The sequence below is a fragment of the Mesorhizobium sp. L103C105A0 genome (assembly GCF_000502215.1).
GTDB lineage: Bacteria > Pseudomonadota > Alphaproteobacteria > Rhizobiales > Rhizobiaceae > Mesorhizobium.
In genome coordinates, this window is sequence record NZ_AYXF01000014.1 from 44,993 (window position 1) to 61,723 (window position 16,731).

Sequence of the window (16,731 nt, forward strand, 5' to 3'; positions counted from 1 at the left end):
GGCGGCGACCGCCGATCCGCAGAGCAGCAGCGGCGCGGCGATGGTGGCCGCAATGGCATTGCCGGCGTTCAGCATGGCGAGACCCTTCGGAACCATGTCTTGCGGCACGAGGCGCATGACGATCGCGGTCGACATCGACCAGAACCCGCCGATCGCGATACCGAGCAGCGCCCGGCCGACCATGAGCAACGCGTAGTTCGGCGCGAAGGTGACAGCCAGACCGGACACGATGAGGAGGAGGGTAAAGCCGGTCACGACCAGTCGGCGGTCGATGTGGCGCGTGAGGCCGGCGACCAGCAGGCTGGTCACGACGGCGAAAGCGCCCGAAATCGAGATCGCCTGTCCCGCCCGGCCCTCGGTGATGCCGAGATCGGCCGCTAGCGGCGACAGCAGGCTGACCGGCATGAATTCCGACGCGATGAGCACGAAAACACACAGCGCCATCGACAACACCGCGCCCCATGCGGCGCGGTTTTCAACAAGCCTTGTGTCGTACGTGGTTTCCATGATTGGCATCCTGGCAAAGCGACCGGACGGATCAGCCGCCAATCCCCATCGCTGCCAGAAGATATTGCAGGGGAACCCATTTAAGTAGACTAAGCAATCCGCATGGACTTATCTGCTCATGATATGAATGTCCGATGGGAGGTGCCCTGTGCAACGCGATGGCATGAAGGATCTGCTCTGGTTCGTGGCGGTCGCCCGGGAGCGCAGCTTCACCAGGGCGGCGGCCAAGCTCGGAACCTCGCAGTCGACCCTGAGTTCGACAATCAAGGAGCTTGAAGCTCGTCTTGGCGTCCGCCTGCTGACGCGTACGACACGGAGCGTCTCTCCGACCGAGGCCGGCGAGCGACTTTTCCAATCGCTCGTTCCGCGCTTCGAGGAAATCGAATCCGACCTCGCAAGCCTGGTGGCGTTTCGCGACAAGCCCTCCGGAACGGTCCGCATCACCCTGTCCGACCATGCGCTCCAGACGACCGTCTGGCCGAAGCTGCAGCCCTTGCTCAGCGACAATCCCGACGTGCGCGTCGAGCTCTACAGCGACAACGGCATGAAGAACATTGTGGAGGAGCGCTTCGACGCAGGCGTGCGGCTTGGCGAGAGCATCGACAGGGATATGATCGCAGTGCGCATCGGGCCCGATTGGAGGCTCGTGGCCGTGGCGTCGCCGGACTACTTTTCCCGCCATCCGGTTCCGACCGCGCCTCAGGACCTGGTCGACCATGACTGCATCAATATGCGGCAGGCGACGTTCGGCGGATTGTATGCCTGGGAATTCGCCAGGGATGGCCGCGACCTACGTGTGCGGGTGGAGGGCCAACTCACCTTCAATTCGTCCATTCCCATGATCGAGGCTGCGACAAGCGGTTTCGGGATCGCCTACGTCCCGGAAAACCTCGTCAGCCACCACATCGCCGAGGGACGCCTCAGGCTCGTGCTCGATGACTGGAGCCCGCCATTTGCCGGCTATCACCTCTACTATCCAAGCAGGCGACAGCTCTCCCCTGCGATGGCAGTGATCATCGACGCGCTCCGCCATCGCATCTGACCCGAGACTGTTTGGATCATAGAGGCTGAGCTTGGCCCGTAGCCAACCGGATCGCCGTCGTCATCGAACAGCCAATGTTCAGCGATCTTCCGAGCCAGTCGTACCTTGCGCTTGAGGCCTAGCCGACATCATGGAGCACGTCTTCCTCGAAGATGCATCCATGCCGTCGTCCCGATCTCGGAAAAGATGCCAGAAGATCAGCGCATGGACCATCCGCTCAAGCTTGCATGCTAGGGACAGGACGCGCCCTCGAAGGCGTCCACCTCGCTTCGCACGCCACCCGCCGTTCGTGGAATAAGCCCCGCCCCAGTTGCTGTGCGTCGGGATTGCTCATCTATCCAGCCATCCTCAAGCGCACGCATCAGGCGTTCGCTGCCGGCGCTTCGTACCAATGGGAGGCGCGATAGCAGCCTGCGGCGTGTGCCTCGCTCAGGAACGGTAGCCGGTGTGCTGCCCCAACGAGGAAATCGCCAGATCTTCGCAGCTTCGCAAACGCATCCTTCACGTCTGTGCTGGAGTCCTGCCACATCAGATGATCCGCGCAAATCTGCGCGATGACGGAGAAGATGTCCATCTGCGCCGAAGGCGTTCGAACCGTACCAAGTACTGCTCCGACACGATCCACCACCGCCTCATCTCGCTTGAACAAAGTGTGTACGGCGGCAACGAACGCCTGCTGTGACCCGAACTGGACGTGGAAGACGGGATGGCCCGGTCTGATTTCGTCCATGTCAAAGTGAGCGCCATAGACATGCTCGAGACTTTGCCCCTTCTGACGAAAATAGCCGACTTCCGTTCCAAAGCTTTTCGTCCGCAGAGGCAACTGCTTGAAGTCAGGGCCCTCGAGGGTCAGCCAACCCTGAGCCACTACAAAGAGGTCAGGCGAACGTCGGTTCGGCCGCTCTGGGACGTTGAAGACGATCGGTCCGAAATCGAGCTTTACTTCATCGTCGGGAGCATTTGTGTCGAGCCTGAACGCCTCATAGCCGCTTTGCGGCATTACAGAGCTCACCTGGCTCATCTGCTGTAGGCCATAGATCGCCGCCTGCCAAGCGTCGTTGACCTTTAGCCTCACACGATGCGCATCCTTGTTCACCTGACGGCAATCCCCCTCATAGACCCAACAGGGGGGCCCATTCGTCGTAGAAATCTTTCTCCGCCCGGCTCAGCTGCGCGCCGGTAGGTATCCAGCTGCTCGAAGGCACCGAGCAGTCGGAGCGCTCGCAAACCGGCCGCAAGGTGAATGGGCACCAGAAACCGCCCTTCACGCCGCCACACCGGTCACACTGATGGTGCGCGAGCGGTCGTCCCAGCGCCGTTTCCATGATGTGGCGATTGAGGTCGGCGAAAGACTCAAATTGCACCTCGCCCAGCTCGGCGCCTAATTGATCGAGTATGCGATCGACTTCCTCTTTCCAGAACAGGCTCTGGCCCTCACTGAATGGTCCAAGATAACGTGCGTTGGCGAAGTAAGGCTCGATCGCAGGGCCCTCTTCCGGGCTCGTCGCAACGTAAGCGCACAGTGCCTTGCACGAGAGGATCGGGCCTGGGTATTTCAACACGGCATTGAAGAGAACATGACCAAGAACGTAGGTCAGAAGCCTGATTTTGTCCTCGTCGTTTGGCTCCTCGTCGCCTGCGAAGTCGCGCAGTCGCTGCAATAGGGCGGAGTTCGCAGCACCGAGGCGCGACATGTAAGCGGCGAATTGACTTTCAAGCCTAGCCCGTCCGAGCAACGACGCCAATACCGCCGCTAAGCTACGGCGCTCGGTAAGGAGCGCAGGCCAATCTTCGATCCCTTGGCGCAGCACTCGGAATCCACGGAACATTGTCGCGATAAACGCAGCATCGTGCTCATCGTCGGTGGGTACGCGCAGCTCGAATAGATTCGGTTCTTTCGGCAACGCCGCCACGTTGCCACGTGAGAAATCGCCCACAGGAATCGACTTCTTCTGGCACCATGCCACGATACTTAAACCGAAGAGCCCTCTGACGCTGGTGGTGAGATCATAGTCGGTGATGACAAGTGCAGTATTCTCGTCCACACGGGCTTCGAAGGCTTCGGCCGGCGGCCCATCGTTCTCGGTCGGAACCCAAGTTCTGAGGTCGACTTCGTCAGGATGAAGCCGTGCGACGAGGCGTTGCCGAAGCGCCTCAAGGTTCGGAGCATTATCGTCGATTAAGAGAAGCGACGGCTTTGCATTGGACATCACCGAGTTCCTCCAGCCGGAAGCGGCAGGCGAACCCGCACGCAGGTTGCAAACTCGGCCGGCGGAACGACGAGTTCCGCTCTGCCACCGAAGGCTTCCGCTCCACGCCGTACAAGAGCCAACCCCAGCCCCATACCCGAACCGAGAGGATCATTTTTCGATTGCGTCGTGGTAAAGAGAGGATCAAAAACCCTCTCATGGAGCGCATTCGGAATACCGACGCCCGTATCGGAAACCTCGAGGTAGTGCCACTTACCTTCATTCCAGGCCCGAAAAGCGATTTTGCCCGGGTCCTTACCGATCTTCGCCGTCACTGCTTTGAGCGCGTTAGTATAGAGGTTGAGAGCGATGCCGTTGTATAGCGATACCGGCACCGGCGGCGCTGGCAAATCGCTCTCCGCAGAAATCTCGACCTCTATTTTTCGCTCCTCGGCGTAACGGCCAAATACGCGCTTGACCTGCTGGAGCCGTGGCCTAACTGGATATGGCTTGCTGGGAGTAGTCTTCGCGCCTTGGATGTATCCGGACGAGTACGTGACGAACTCTTTTAGCTGGCGAATGTGGGCGGCGAACGCCTCGACTTGCGGTTTGAATTTCGGCTGCGACTTCGCGAGTTCAACCAGGTCCTTTTGGGTTGACTCAAGTTCCTGAAGGGCAACGCCGAACTCATGTGTCATAAAACCGGCGACGATGCCGAGCAAGCTCATGACTTCAAGCTGTTGTTCGCGCTCCCTAGCATTCTCCTCTTGTCGCTCAACGAGCTGCTGCGTCTGCGCGATCGCAGCAACGATGCGCACCTTGTCTTGCGCAGCGATGTTTGGGTTCGACTGGACTTCTGAAATAGCCGAGCGCGTCCGGTCGCGGATCTCGGCGAGAAGCGCTTCCTGCTGGGCTAGCTCCTCTTCCTGCTGGAGCTTTCGGTCGGCATATGCGATCGCCTCGACGGCTCCGCGGACTAGGTCATTTAACTGCGCGAAGGCGGCATTCTCGACAAAGCCCTCACGGTCGGCCGACGCGATAAGGCCCTCCTCATAGCCGCCGGGGTCCAACTCATTCGATCGAGTGCCCTCAACTTGGACCAACCCAACCAGCTGCGCTGACTGCGGCAATCGCAGCATCCAGTTCTGCGACGTGTCCGCTCGCACTTGCGCCGGCATGGCGAAGTGCTTGGCAGAGATTGACGACCGCGAGTCACGACGGTTGCGCGCTGCGTCCGCCTGCAATTGCAGCCAATCGTCACGTGACGAACCGTAGGGCTGCACTCGAAAGCTTCTGTCGAACACCGCGACACCGTGGTTCGCCGCGACCCACGACTGGGCGCGGCGGCCGTCAACCGGCATGTTGGTGAACGTCCCGGTCCGTCGCGGGAAGAAGCGAATGTCGGCGTAAAGCTTCCCAATCTCATTCGGGTAGGTATCAACGACCTTCAGGTACGCCGCTCGCTGCCCTCGCCGATAGATGCGTAGATCGACTTTGTCGCCGCGAAGCCGCAGCTTGGCACGGAGAACATAAGCGTCTAGGATCGCGGCGGCGACGTCGCTCTGCTCATCGTCGTCGCCGATCCGCACGTTCAGAATGAACCCAGGATCGACAGCCTCACCGTCCTCGTCAGACACCTCGACATCGACGCCTTCGGTCATCTCTCGGAAGAGCGATCGAAGCGGCGTCAAGATACCGATGGATCCGGTTCGAACTGTATTCAGGTCGAGTCGGCCCGCTTCCGTCCGCAGCCTGGTGATTGTCAGGACGGTTCCAGTTGCGGTTTCCTACGGCACCTCGGTCAGAACGTATGGCACCTGAACCTTGCCGAGGTCCTCGTGCCGATCGAACTTCGGCCAATCGAACGTGGCGGTAAGCCGAGTCCGCACCCCGCGGTCGGCATCATCAGCAACCGACTCGAGCTTCAACGCTCGTCCAAGGAACCGGACCGCGAACCGACCGATACCCTTCTCACCTGTGATGAGCCTTGAATAGACGTCGCTGAACCTAATTGCTTCCTTGGAACTCGTTCCAATCCGCATCCAACCATTGGTGAAGCGATCCAACGTCATGCCGGAACCATCGTCGGCGACCGTGATCGAACGTGGAGGATCGTAGTCGACGGTACATTCAATCGCGTCTGCGTCGTAGGCGTTCTTGATCAACTCGACGACCGCGACTTCGGGCTGCTTGACCAAGCGCTCGCCAAGTTCGCGTAGGATCCGGCTCTCGATGGTGAACGAAATCGTTCCCTCGTCGAGCACACGGTCCTTCTTCACGGTGGGGGCCTTAGCCACGCGATGCGACCGAAGAAAACTTGGCCAACAGAAGCGCGTTCAGCTGGTTGATTTCAATCTTCCTAAGGCCGTTCGAGTGCGCGACGACCCGGTCCCGAAGATCCTGCCCGTCGAGACCGCCGACGATTGCGACCATTTGCTCCACGGTCACGTTGAAAACTCCGGAGACGCCGCCGACAGCACGCGCGCCGACTGCGTTGCGTACCCCTTTCGGAAACTCGCCTTTGAAACTTTGTGCGATTAAGACGCCAGGCACTGGCGGCATCTTGAACTCCCACCAGTTCTCCCGCTCCAGACATGTCGCTGTCTGGTACTGTTCAGCCGGCACGGCGTTCAGGTAACAGCGCAGGGCTGCGCTCTGGCTGACGTCGGTGCGGATGAGCCAGCATTTCTGGCCGGGTGACCGGTAGTGCTTCTTAAACGCCGCATCATCTAGCTCCCGCAGGTCGCCTGGCAGCGTTCGTAGGGTGGTTATGCAGGGCACGACATCTCGGCCAATCACTAGCCCGCTCCGCACACGCTCGCCCTCGGTAAGGGTAAGGACCTTCTGCGTTCCCGGACTCAAACCTCGAACCGCGCGGGGCGCACCCTCAGGGATATCGCTCCGCTTCACATAGCTGATAACGCCCGCGCTCGACCCACTCGGTGACGAAAGAGGCAGGTAATCCCCGTCGGCCGTCTCCTCGAAGTAGCTCCATTTGCCAGTGCGCTTGGCCTTATCGACGATTGTGATGGATGATGTGGTCAGCACGCTGTCGAAAGTAGTGTCCACCAGCCGGTAGACTTTCACCTCCCAGCGCTGCTCCTCGATGAAGGTTCTCAGCGCGCGAGCCGACGGTCGCGAGACCCATTCATACGGGATAACGAGCGCACAAAGCCCGTCGCCCTTGAGGCTGGCGAGAGCCTGGAGGAAAAAGTATTGCCATGCGTTCGCAAGGCCGGATACGTGTATTCCAAGACGACGTTGAAGAACCTTCGACGCCTGCTCACGCCAGCCCGCCGGCAGGTCCTGATTGCGAACAAAGGGCGGATTGCCGATACAAACGTCCGCGTTATCAACGTCGTCCGAGAACGCGCAGCGGTTCAGCAGCCTTGCGTTTGGAGGCAGCTTTACGTCGGCACAGCGATCGCCGTCGATCTCGTAGCCGACATATTCTGAATAGTTTCCTCCGAACGCAAAACGTGCATCACCTGCGCCTAAGTCGAGGACTTTGCCGACTCGGGATCGCAGAAGACCGACGTGTACCCAAGTGGCCTCGACGAGCTCACTAGGAGTATCGACTTGGCACCGATCGAGATAAAGAGAGACGCTATTCCAATCACCCCAATCACGGGTTAAGTCGATCACTTGGCGTGCTTTGACCGCTGGCTCGCAATCCATAGTCATACGCAGTGGCTCATCCGTCACATCATTCTTGCGGCCCGAATCTCTTCAGAGCCGCCCCCCGGGGCGACAAACCTAGCGTTACGGTCGACGTCGGACAATCGCTTGTAGCTGCAAGATCGTTAATAACAGCTGGAGAGGCGTGCATCGCTCAGCAGTATCTCGGCAAACTTAGCAGGATTGGCGCTTACGTGACAGAAATTTTGCAACGTTTTTCGCTCTCCACAAGCCGTGGCACAACCGCCAGCTATCCTGTCGCGAAAGCCTGCTTTTCGCAAGGTCAGCTCCACACCGAGCCCGGGGCCGCGCCATGTCCGGTTTTCTATCGATTTGAGCGCAAGCGGTCATGATGAACACCTCCTCGATCGCGTCGCCACTGGCCACATCCCCCTTGCCAGCCCCAAATTCTCATCTTAGTCTGGCTTTGAAAAAACCTTTTCCCAAGTCTCGCAACGCCGTCGATCACCCACCTCGACACACTCAGGTCCACAAAGAGAAAACCTTTTCCCAGCCCGAGGACTTACACCCCAACAATGGCCTCCGACACCTCGCCAGCACCCGCCAAACAACCCATCACCCTGCGTGAAGTGGCGGCGATGGCTGGCGTCAGTGTGGCCACGGCGTCGAAGGCGCTGAACGGGCAGGGGCGGATGACGGCCGAGACGCGGCAGCGCATTCGCGAGACGGCGCAGCGGCTGGGCTTTCGTCCCAACAGCCTGGCGCAGAGCCTGCTGCGGCGCCGCTCCTTTACCGTCGGCCTGTTGACCAACGATACCTATGGCCGCTTTTCGCTGCCGGTCATGTCGGGCATTTCGGACGCGCTGGTCGATGCCGGCGTGTCGGTGTTCATGTGCAATGTCGAGGACGATCCGCGGCTGGCGCAGCTGCATGTCGAGGCGATGCTGGACAAGCGCATCGACGGCATAATCGCCAGCGGCAAGCGCATCGACCGCCATCTGCCGGTCGACCTCGCCAATCTCGGCGTGCCCGTCATCTACGCCTTCAGCCAGCCCGATCCCGATGCCATCGCCTTCGTCTCCGACGATGCCGGCGGCGCGCGGCTGGCGGTCGAGCATTTTTGCCGGCTCGGGCGTCGGCGCATCGCCCATGTCAGCGGTCCCGCCAGTTTTGCCGTGGTGAATGAGCGGGCACAGGCTTTTCGCGATGTGCTGGCCGCCCACGGCCTGCCTGTGAGCGAGCCCTTGCTCGGTTCGTGGTCGGAAGCCTGGGGGCATGAAGCCGTCGGAAAGCTGTTCGACGGCCCAACGCTCTTCAACAAGAAGGGAGAGAAACCCGACGCCGTGTTCTGCGGCAACGACCAGATCGCGCGCGGCGTCATCGATGCGCTGCGCGAGCGCGGCTTAGGCGTGCCTGGCGACGTCGGCGTCATCGGCTTCGACAATTGGGAGATCGTGGCCGAGGCAACCCGCCCGCCGCTGACCTCGGTCGACATGAACCTGGCGGCGCTCGGCCGCGAGGCCGGCCTCACACTGCTTTCGCTCGTCGGCGGCCAACCCGCCGCGCCGGGCATTCGAAAACTGCCGTGCCGGCTGGTGGTGCGTCAGTCATGCGGCCGTCCGCCGGGCGGCTGAGACCAATGCCTGTCGCCCAAAAGTGCGCAGCGGTTTGGGACAACGACATGCATCAAGCAAAGGCCGCGCTGGGAGCGCGGTTACAGGGAGGAGAACTGAACCATGAGGAGGAGAACCATGAAGACCATGATCGCCGGGCTCGCCTTTGCGAGCATTCTGGGCACGCTGGCAACAGCTTTTGCCGCCGACACCGCCAACATCTGGGTTCGCGCCGACGGCTCGAACTTCATGCCCCGCATCGTCGATGCCTTCAACAAGGGCCATGAGAACAAGGTCAAGCTGGACATCATTCCCAATGCCGAGATCATCCCGAAATATGGCGCCGCCGCCGCCGGCGGCACGGCGCCCGACGCGCTGTCGCTCGACCTGATCTACACGCCGTCCTTTGCCGCCGCCGGCCAGCTCGAAGACATTACCGACTGGGCGAAGTCGCTGCCCTATTTCGCCAGCCTGTCGCCGGCGCACGTCAAGACCGGCACCTACAAGGACCACATTTATGGGCTGCCGTTCTCGGCCGACGCCTCGGTGCTGATCTGGAACAAGAAATTGTTCAAGCAGGCGGGGCTCGATCCGGACAAGGGGCCGGCCAACTGGGCCGAGATCGAGGCCGATGCCGAAAAGGTCAACGCGCTCGGCGGCGACATCAAGGGCTTTTATTTCTCCGGCAATTGCGGCGGCTGCAATATCTTCACCTTCACGCCGCTGATCTGGGCCTCGGGCGGCGACATCCTCTCCGAGGACGGCTCGAAGGCGACGCTGGACAGCCCGCAGCTGCGCGGCGCCATCGACCTCTACCGCTCGATGGTCAAGAAGGATCTGGTGCCGGCCGGCGCGCAGACCGACACCGGCGCCAACTTCTTTGCCGCCTTCGCCACCGGCAATATCGGCATTTCGCCGTCCGGCGCCTTCGCCATCGGCGCGCTCAACACCCAGTATCCGGATATCGACTATGGCGTCACCTTCCTGCCGGGCAAGGACAGCGGCTGGTCTTCGTTTGCCGGCGGCGACAATTTCGTCGTCACCAAGGGCACCAAGAAGCTCGCCGTGGTGAAGGAGTTTCTCGACTTCGCCTATTCGCTAGAAGGCCAGACCATCCTGGCCAAATACGGCAGCCTGCCGGTGCGCGGCGACATCGCCAAGGAGGCGCTGAAGGATCTCGATCCGCGCTACCAGATCGCCGCCGAAGCCATGGCCAAGGGCCGCACGCCCTATTCCGTGGTGTTCAACGACCTGATCAACTCGGCCAACGGTCCGTGGACGCAGATGATCAACGAGGTCGTCTTCGGCGACGACGTCGATGGCGCCATCGCCAATGCACAAGAGACCATGCAGTCCATCATCGACCAGGCGCCGCAAAAGTAAGCGCCGCCCCTACCTCCCCCTCGAGGGGAGGTCGGACCGCAGGTCCGGGTGGGGTCGTTCCGGCAGTGCTCGACGTTCTTTTTCGTCGGCGCACTGCGCGGAGGACCCCACCCCCGGCCTGCGGCCGGACCCTCCCCTCGAGGGGGAGGGGGATCACCGCACCCGGAGCCCACGTATGACCGCCACCACCACCCCGCCACGCGCCAGAAAACTCGTCGGCGCCGGCCGCCGGCAGTGGATCGGCCTGCTCTATGTCGCGCCGGCAGTGGCACTGGTCGTCTTCTTCTTCATCATCCCGCTCGGCATGACCGCGTGGATGTCGCTGCACAACTGGCCGCTGATGGGCGAGCATTTTTACATCGGCTTCGACAATTACCGGGCGATCCTGCGCGACAACCGTTTCTGGAACGCGCTGAGCTTCACCGCCTACTACACCGTGATCGTCACCATCGTGATCTTCGCCGTCGCCTTTCCGCTGGCGCTGTTCATCGAAAAGCCCAGGCGGCTGACCGGCTTTTACCGGACATCCTTCTTCATGCCGGCGGTCGTCGGCTTCGCCTCGGCCAGCCTGCTCTGGTCGTGGCTGCTCAATGTCGATTCCGGCCTGTTCAGCCCGGCCGCCTACGATTTCGGCCTGACGGCGAAAAAGTTCAACCTCCTGGCGACGTTCCAGCCGGCCTTCTGGTCGATCATCGCCATGGTCGTCTGGAAGGTGGCGGGCTTCACCATGATCATCCTGATGACCGGCCTGCAGTCGATCCCGACCGACCTGCAGGAAGCCGCGATGATCGACGGGGCAGGGCCGTTCGCGCGCTTTCGCGCCATCACCCTGCCGCTGATGCGCCGCACGCTGGCGCTGGCGCTGATCCTGTCGATCGCCGGCTCGATCCTCGCCTTCGACCAGTTCTACATCATCCTGCGCGGCGGCCCGCGCAACCAGACGCTGACCGCCGTCTACTGGATCTTCAACCAGTCCTTCGTCTCGTTCAAGCTCGGCTATGGCGCCGCTTTGTCGATGATCCTGCTGGCCATATTGGTGGCGCTCAGCCTGGTCCAGCTGTGGCTGCTGCGCAAGCCGGAGGGCATCGACTGATGGCGCAGGCAAGAAGCCGCAGCAGCCGCCTCTGGCTCAGGATCGCCGAGCATTCGACCGGCATGATCGCCTCAGTGCTGTTCATCGCGCCGATCGTCTGGGCCGTGCTGTCGACCTTCAAGCCGGCGCAGGAGGCGCGCCAGCCGCCGCTGCCGCCATGGCCGACGACAGGCTTTTCGGTCGAGAACTACCGCACGCTCGACACCTTTGGCGACGGCCTCTGGCTGCCGGCGCAAAACAGCCTCTATGTCGCCTCGATGACGGTGATCCTGTCGGTCATCGTCAGCGTGCTGGCCGGCTACGGGTTTTCGCGCTTCCGCTTTCCCATGAAGGATGTGCTCTTCATCGTGATCCTTTCGACGATCATGATCCCGTTCCAGTCGATCCTGACGCCGATCTTCCTGGTGCTGACCAAGGTCGGCCTGCACAACACGCTGACCGGGCTTGTCCTGGTCTACGTCACGCTGCAATTGCCGTTCTCGATCTTCATGATGCGCAACGCCTTCGACGCGGTGCCGCGCGAGATCGAGGAGGCCGCGCGCATGGACGGCGCCAACAACGTCACCATGCTGCTCAAGGTGATGCTGCCGCTGGTCTGGCCGGGCATCGTCACCATCGCGCTGTTCGCCTTCCTCGGCGCCTGGAACGAATTCCTGGCCGCACTCGTGCTGATGACCGACCAGTCCAAATTCACGCTGCCGATCATGATGACCGCACTTCAGTCCGGCCGCTTCGGCGCCATCGACTGGGGCGCGGTGCAGGCGGGCGTCACCGTGATGATGGTGCCGTGCCTGGTGCTCTTCCTCTTGCTGCAGCGCTTCTACATCCGCGGCCTGATGGCCGGCGCGGTGAAATGACCCCCCGTGAAATGACCAATATCCAACGGAGTGACACGATGACCGTTCAACCATCCGCCAAGCCCGGCAAACTCGCCTTCCGCCCGCTGCCGGTGCCGCAGGTCGATGTCCGCGGCTTCTGGGGCGACCGTGTCGATGCCGTGGCGTCGCGCACCGCCGACATCCTCTACGAGCGCTGCGTCGAGGCGCGCATGCTGGAGCAGATCGACCCGGACCGGCCCTCGCCGGGCGTCGTCATTCCGTTCCATTCGCCGTCGCCCGACGAGGCGGCCAGCCCCGGCTTCACCGGCTCGACGGTGACGACGCAGATGTTCTGGGACTCCGATTGGGGCAAGACCATCGAGACCGCGGCCTATTCGCTCTACCGGCGCAAGAACGCGGCGCTCGAGACGAAGATCGATGCCGTCATCGACCTCTACGGCAGACTGCAGCAGGAAGACGGTTATCTCTCCAGCTGGTACCAGCGCATCCAGCCCGGCAAGCGCTGGACCAATCTGCGCGATTGCCACGAGCTCTATTGCGCCGGCCATCTGATCGAAGGCGCGGTCGCCTACTACCAGGCCACCGGCAAGCGCAAGCTGCTGAATATCATGTGCCGCTACGTCGACCATATCGCCGACACCTTCGGTCCGGAGCCGGGCAAGAAGAAGGGCTATTGCGGCCATGAGGAGATCGAGCTGGCGCTGGTCAAGCTGGCGCGGGCGACCGGCGAGCAGAAATACATGGACCTGGCCAGGTATTTCATCGACCAGCGCGGGCAGCAGCCGCATTATTTCGACGAGGAGGCGCGTGCGCGCGGCGCCGACCCAAAGGCCTATCATTTCAAGACTTATGAGTACAACCAGTCGCACAAGCCGGTGCGCGAGCAGGACAAGGTCGTGGGACATGCGGTCAGGGCGATGTACCTCTATTCCGGCATGGCCGACATCGCCACCGAATATGGCGACGATACGCTCAGGGTAGCGCTCGACCGTCTGTGGAACGATCTCACCACCAAGAACCTCTATGTCACCGGCGGCCTCGGGCCGTCGGCGCACAATGAGGGCTTTACCAGCGACTACGACCTGCCCAACGAAACCGCCTATGCCGAGACCTGTGCCTCGGTCGGCCTGGTGTTCTGGGCCAGCCGCATGCTCGGCATGGGTCCCAACGCCCGCTACGCCGACATGATGGAGCGGGCGCTCTACAACGGCTCGATCTCCGGCCTGTCGCTCGACGGCTCGCTGTTCTTCTACGAGAACCCGCTGGAGAGCCGGGGCAGGCACAATCGCTGGAAATGGCATCGCTGCCCCTGTTGCCCGCCCAATATCGGCCGCATGGTCGCCTCCATCGGCAGCTATTTCTACTCCCTCTCGGACGACGCGCTGGCCGTCCATCTCTACGGCGACAGCACCGCGCGCTTCGACATATCGAACCGGGCGGTCAGTCTGATTCAGACCAGCAATTATCCTTGGGATGGCGCGGTCTCGATCCGGATCGAAGCCGACGCGCCGGTCGAGTTCACCTTGCACCTGCGCGTCCCCTCCTGGTGCGGCAAGGCGGCGCTCAAGGTCAACGGCGCCGCGGTCGGTCTGGATGACATCACCAGCGACGGCTATGCCGCGATCCGGCGCGAGTGGCGCCAGGGCGACCGGGTCGAACTCGATCTCGAAATGTCGATCGCTCGTCTGTTCGCCAATCCGGAGGTGCGTCAGGACATCGGCCGCGTCGCACTTGCGCGCGGTCCGCTGATCTATTGCGTCGAGGAGACCGACAATGCCGGCCAGTTGCATCGGATCGCTCTGCCGCGAACGGCAAAAATCGAGGCGCATGCCGAGCCGAACCTGCTCGGCGGCATCGTCACGCTTTCGGCACTTGCCAGCAAGGAAGCGCAGGAAAACTGGGAACCCGGGCTCTATCGCACCGATCCGCCGGCGGTGAGCGAAACGAAAATCACCGCCGTTCCTTACTACGCCTGGGACAACCGTGAACCCGGCGAGATGCTGGTCTGGCTGCGGGACGGATGAGTTAGAGGCTGACAAACGCCGTCAGCGGCAAATGATCCGACGCAACCCGCGACAGCGGCGTGTCATGGGCTTCCACCGACGAGACCATGCCGTGCCGGTTGGCCATGATCCGGTCGAGCGCCAGTACCGGCAGGCCTGAGGGGAAAGTCGGCACCGCCGCCGGCGTGAAACCAAAGGTGGCGTGCAGCGTCTTGAGCGCCGAGCGGTTGCCCAGCCGCCATTCGTTGAGGTCGCCGAGCAGCAAGGTCGGCCTTTCATCCTGGTTGCTCATGATGTCGAGCACGACGCGGGCCTGCTCCGAGCGCGAGCGGCGCAACAGGCCGAGATGCGCGGCGATGACGCGCAGAGTGCGCGTTTCGTCGAGGTCGATCTCGGCAACCAGCGCGCCGCGGGGCTCCAGTCCCGGAAGCTTGATCTGATGGACGTCGCGCACGGTGCCGCGCTTGAACAAAAGCACGTTGCCGCGCCAGCCATGGCCCTTGCCGCTTCCGGAAACCGGCACCGGCACAAGCCCGGTTTCGTGTTCGATCCGGGCAAGGTCGAGCAGCCCGGCGCGATCGCCGAAGCGGTTGTCGGCCTCCTGCAGCGCGATGACGTCGGGGCCGATCTCGCGGATGACGCGGGCGGTGCGTTCGGGGTCGAACCTGCGGTCGGTGCCGATGCATTTGTGGACGTTGTAGGAGGCGACCACCATCTGGGCGCCTTCAATGTGCTTGCGCGGCGTCGCGTTCGCCTTGCGCGCTTTCCTGCCGCGGATCGACAGGAGCACTGTTTCAGGAAGGCTGCGTCCGTTTATGTCCATAGGCCTGCTATTCGATGTCCTGATTCTTTGTTCTATGCATATCGTTCTCTCACAACCGGGACCACTTCGAGGCGGTATGCATTAGAGATAGGGCGATCCCAGCCATAACAACCGGTCAAAAACCCGGATGAGAAATGGCCGCGCTTTCAAGGTTGCGAGTGTGACGGGTTTGGCGGAAGCGATTGCCGCTCCGATGCGCCCTTCGATCTCGGCGGCAAAGCCGGTATCCAGCACCTCCAGGTCGATTTCGAAATTCAGCCGCAGCGACCGGGCGTCGAGGTTGGAAGAGCCGACATAGGCCCAGACGCCATCGACCGACAACAGCTTCGAATGGTCGAACGACCCCTCATGCCGCCAGACGCGGCAATAGTGCTTCAGCACCTGGTCGTACTGCGCCGTCATGGCGCGGCCGACCAGGAAGAGATTGTTGACCGCGGGCACGACGATGTCGATCTCGACGCCGCGCCGGGCCGCCGTGACCAGCGCGCTGACAAATTCCCGGTCCGGCAGGAAATAGGGCGACATGATGCGGATCGATTTGCGGGCGACGGAAAATGCCCCCATCAGCAATTTATGGTTGGTTTCGATGCTGGCGTCAGGCCCCGAGGCCACCGCCCGCACCAGGATCGGTTGACCGGGAGGCGGCGAGGGCTTTTCCACGTGCCAGACCTCGTCCTTGAGGGCCTCGTTGCCGGCAAAACGCCAGTCTTCGGCGGCAACCGCGAAAAGGTCGGCCACGACGGGCCCCGTGACCTGGAAATGCGTATCCGCCGAACTGGCGCTGCCGGCGAATTCGGCCGAAAATCCCTTGCGGATGTTCATGCCTCCCGTGAACGCCACCACACCGTCGACGATCAGGATTTTCCTGTGCGTCCTCAAATTCGCATAGGGAAGTCTCAGGCCCATGACGATGTTGCCGTTGAACAGATCGACGGTGACGCCGGCTTCCCGGAGTGTCCCAAGGATGCTGGGCACGGAATAGCGCACGCCGACCGCATCGATCAGCACGCGAACCGTCACACCGCGCCGGACCGCGCCGGCCAGCGATTCCACAAAACGTCGTCCGATCTCGTCATTGTCGAAGATGTAGGTCTCGAGCAGAATGCTGCGCTGTGCGCTGTCTATCGCCCGGCACATTGCTGCGTAAGCTTCGTCGCCGGTCCTGAGGATCGTGATCGCGTTTGCCGACGTCAGTGCGCGCCGCGCCACCCTGTCGCCTAGCGTCTTCAGGCCGGCAAAGCGCTGGCCGAATTCGGCTGAGATGAGTGTTTCGAGCGCAATGTCGTGGTCGTGTTTGGCTGTCTCGGCTTCACCGGCGACGGGCCGCATGGCGCTGATCGTGGCGCGGCGGATGCGGTTGATGCCGGCAATGGCATAGATGATCGCGCCAAGGAACGGCGACAAGATCATCACGCCGACCCAGCCGGTGGCGGCGCGCACGTCTTCCTTGGTCATGATTGCGTGGACGATGCCGATGGCGGCCATCAGCATCGGAATGATCACAAGGATCAGAGGCCAGTAGGTCACAAAGGTCTGCCACATCGGCAGGACTATCGAGCCAGCGGCCGCAGAAGGCAATGTGGGGGATTAGTACCGGGCA

Annotated in this window: 13 protein-coding genes and 1 pseudogene; 6 read left to right on the forward strand and 8 right to left on the reverse strand. The window is 62.0% G+C overall.

From position 1 onward, the window contains the following. Positions 1 to 27: 27 nt before the first annotated feature. Positions 28 to 507: pseudogene (locus tag X727_RS1000000169190) on the reverse strand (MFS transporter); the annotation flags it as partial. 148 nt (positions 508 to 655) lie between these two features. Between X727_RS1000000169190 and X727_RS138890 the strand changes: the two are divergent. After that, positions 656 to 1,549: a LysR family transcriptional regulator gene (locus X727_RS138890; protein WP_031204694.1), complete on the forward strand. Its 894-nt coding sequence runs from the start codon at positions 656 to 658 to the stop codon at positions 1,547 to 1,549. 361 nt (positions 1,550 to 1,910) lie between these two features. Here X727_RS138890 and X727_RS138885 read toward each other — a convergent pair whose 3' ends face one another. The 5 genes from X727_RS138885 to X727_RS138865 form a co-directional block, all read right to left on the reverse strand. Then, positions 1,911 to 2,645, reverse strand: a complete 735-nt coding sequence (locus tag X727_RS138885) for a hypothetical protein (RefSeq protein WP_155923613.1) — start codon at positions 2,643 to 2,645, stop codon at positions 1,911 to 1,913. 16 nt (positions 2,646 to 2,661) lie between these two features. Then, positions 2,662 to 3,759 carry a hypothetical protein gene (locus X727_RS138880; RefSeq protein WP_023835113.1) on the reverse strand — a complete coding sequence of 366 codons (1,098 nt, stop codon included), beginning with the start codon at positions 3,757 to 3,759 and terminating at the stop codon, positions 2,662 to 2,664. Beyond that, the gene (locus X727_RS138875) at positions 3,759 to 5,399 is read right to left on the reverse strand and encodes a HAMP domain-containing sensor histidine kinase (RefSeq protein WP_023835114.1); all 1,641 of its coding nucleotides are present in this window, start codon (positions 5,397 to 5,399) and stop codon (positions 3,759 to 3,761) included. The genes X727_RS138880 and X727_RS138875 overlap by 1 nt, the downstream gene beginning before the upstream one ends. A gap of 126 nt (positions 5,400 to 5,525) precedes the next feature. Continuing rightward, the gene (locus X727_RS138870; protein WP_196815020.1) at positions 5,526 to 6,017 is read right to left on the reverse strand and encodes an ATP-binding protein; all 492 of its coding nucleotides are present in this window, start codon (positions 6,015 to 6,017) and stop codon (positions 5,526 to 5,528) included. Between the two features lie 10 nt (positions 6,018 to 6,027). Further along, positions 6,028 to 7,383 carry an Eco57I restriction-modification methylase domain-containing protein gene (locus X727_RS138865; RefSeq protein WP_196815021.1) on the reverse strand — a complete coding sequence of 452 codons (1,356 nt, stop codon included), beginning with the start codon at positions 7,381 to 7,383 and terminating at the stop codon, positions 6,028 to 6,030. A 569-nt stretch (positions 7,384 to 7,952) separates the two neighbouring features. Between X727_RS138865 and X727_RS138860 the strand changes: the two genes are divergently transcribed. The 5 genes from X727_RS138860 (at position 7,953) to X727_RS138840 (ending at position 14,329) form a co-directional block, all read left to right on the forward strand. Beyond that, positions 7,953 to 9,011, forward strand: a complete 1,059-nt coding sequence (locus X727_RS138860; RefSeq protein ID WP_023835117.1) for a LacI family DNA-binding transcriptional regulator — start codon at positions 7,953 to 7,955, stop codon at positions 9,009 to 9,011. 117 nt (positions 9,012 to 9,128) lie between these two features. Next, positions 9,129 to 10,373, forward strand: a complete 1,245-nt coding sequence (locus X727_RS138855) for a sugar ABC transporter substrate-binding protein (protein WP_023835118.1) — start codon at positions 9,129 to 9,131, stop codon at positions 10,371 to 10,373. A 175-nt stretch (positions 10,374 to 10,548) separates the two neighbouring features. Beyond that, positions 10,549 to 11,466 (forward strand): sugar ABC transporter permease, encoded by a 918-nt coding sequence (locus tag X727_RS138850; RefSeq protein ID WP_023835119.1) that lies wholly within the window; start codon positions 10,549 to 10,551, stop codon positions 11,464 to 11,466. Next, on the forward strand, positions 11,466 to 12,323 hold the full coding sequence (locus tag X727_RS138845) for a carbohydrate ABC transporter permease (protein ID WP_023705753.1): 858 nt from the start codon (positions 11,466 to 11,468) through the stop codon (positions 12,321 to 12,323). The genes X727_RS138850 and X727_RS138845 overlap by 1 nt, the downstream gene beginning before the upstream one ends. Before the next feature lie 38 nt (positions 12,324 to 12,361). Further along, positions 12,362 to 14,329: a glycoside hydrolase family 127 protein gene (locus tag X727_RS138840; protein WP_023835120.1), complete on the forward strand. Its 1,968-nt coding sequence runs from the start codon at positions 12,362 to 12,364 to the stop codon at positions 14,327 to 14,329. Between the two features lies 1 nt (position 14,330). On the opposite strand, the gene X727_RS138835 is transcribed toward X727_RS138840, so the two are convergent. Both X727_RS138835 and X727_RS138830 read right to left on the reverse strand, forming a co-directional pair. Continuing rightward, entirely contained in the window at positions 14,331 to 15,131 is an 801-nt protein-coding gene (locus tag X727_RS138835) for an endonuclease/exonuclease/phosphatase family protein (RefSeq protein WP_023671569.1), read from the reverse strand. 81 nt (positions 15,132 to 15,212) lie between these two features. Then, on the reverse strand, positions 15,213 to 16,673 hold the full coding sequence (locus X727_RS138830) for a phospholipase D-like domain-containing protein (RefSeq protein WP_023712778.1): 1,461 nt from the start codon (positions 16,671 to 16,673) through the stop codon (positions 15,213 to 15,215). Positions 16,674 to 16,731 lie beyond the last annotated feature (58 nt).